We start from the raw sequence: 1203 nt of genomic DNA, 5'->3' as shown, positions 1-1203 counted from the left end.
AGGAAGATCATCATGGCTAAAGCCAAGTTTGAACGTAATAAACCACACGTAAACGTGGGTACAATCGGTCACGTTGACCATGGTAAAACAACTTTAACTGCTGCGATTGCAACAATTTGTGCAAAAACTTACGGCGGTGAAGCGAAAGATTACTCACAAATCGACTCAGCACCTGAAGAAAAAGCACGTGGTATTACAATTAATACATCACACGTAGAATACGATTCTCCAACTCGTCACTACGCACACGTTGACTGCCCAGGCCACGCCGACTACGTTAAAAACATGATCACTGGTGCTGCTCAGATGGACGGCGCGATCCTTGTATGTGCTGCAACTGACGGTCCAATGCCACAAACTCGTGAGCACATCCTTCTTTCTCGTCAGGTAGGTGTACCTTACATCATCGTATTCTTAAACAAATGCGACCTTGTTGATGACGAAGAATTACTTGAATTAGTAGAAATGGAAGTACGTGAACTTCTTTCTACTTATGACTTCCCAGGTGATGACACTCCAGTAATCCGTGGTTCAGCTCTTGCAGCGCTTAACGGTGAAGCTGGTCCTTACGGTGAAGAATCAGTTCTTGCTCTTGTAGCAGCACTTGACTCTTACATCCCAGAGCCAGAGCGTGCAATCGACAAAGCATTCTTGATGCCAATCGAAGACGTATTCTCAATTTCTGGTCGTGGTACAGTAGTAACAGGCCGTGTTGAAGCTGGTATCATCAAAGTTGGTGAAGAAGTAGAGATCGTTGGTATTAAAGATACAGTTAAAACAACTGTAACTGGCGTAGAAATGTTCCGTAAACTTCTTGACGAAGGCCGTGCAGGTGAGAACTGTGGTATCTTACTTCGTGGTACTAAGCGTGAAGAAGTACAACGTGGTCAAGTACTTGCTAAACCAGGTACAATCAAGCCGCACACTAAATTCGACGCAGAAGTATACGTACTTTCTAAAGAAGAAGGTGGTCGTCACACTCCATTCTTAAATGGTTACCGTCCACAGTTCTACTTCCGTACAACTGACGTAACTGGTGCGATCCAGTTGAAAGAAGGCGTTGAAATGGTAATGCCAGGTGACAACGTTGAAATGTCAGTAGAATTAATCCACCCAATCGCAATGGACCCAGGTCTACGTTTTGCGATCCGTGAAGGTGGTCGTACTGTAGGTGCTGGTGTTGTTGCTAAAGTAACTGCATAA

General features: G+C 44.6%; 1 protein-coding gene. It reads left to right on the top strand.

Features of this window, described 5'->3' with window-relative positions:
- The first annotated feature begins 12 nt into the window (after positions 1-12).
- Positions 13-1203 carry an elongation factor Tu gene (gene tuf, locus AC6BYQ_RS28345; RefSeq protein WP_001029610.1) on the top strand — a complete coding sequence of 397 codons (1191 nt, stop codon included), beginning with the start codon at positions 13-15 and terminating at the stop codon, positions 1201-1203.

This window comes from Serratia sp. LTN-2, assembly GCF_059740205.1.
This window is presented reverse-complemented; position numbering and strand designations above follow the sequence as displayed.

What these genes read in the sequence shown, in the direction of transcription:
- tuf (WP_001029610.1), top strand. Translation starts at nt 13, where the DNA reads ATGGCTAAAGCCAAGTTTGAACGTAATAAACCACACGTAAACGTGGGT.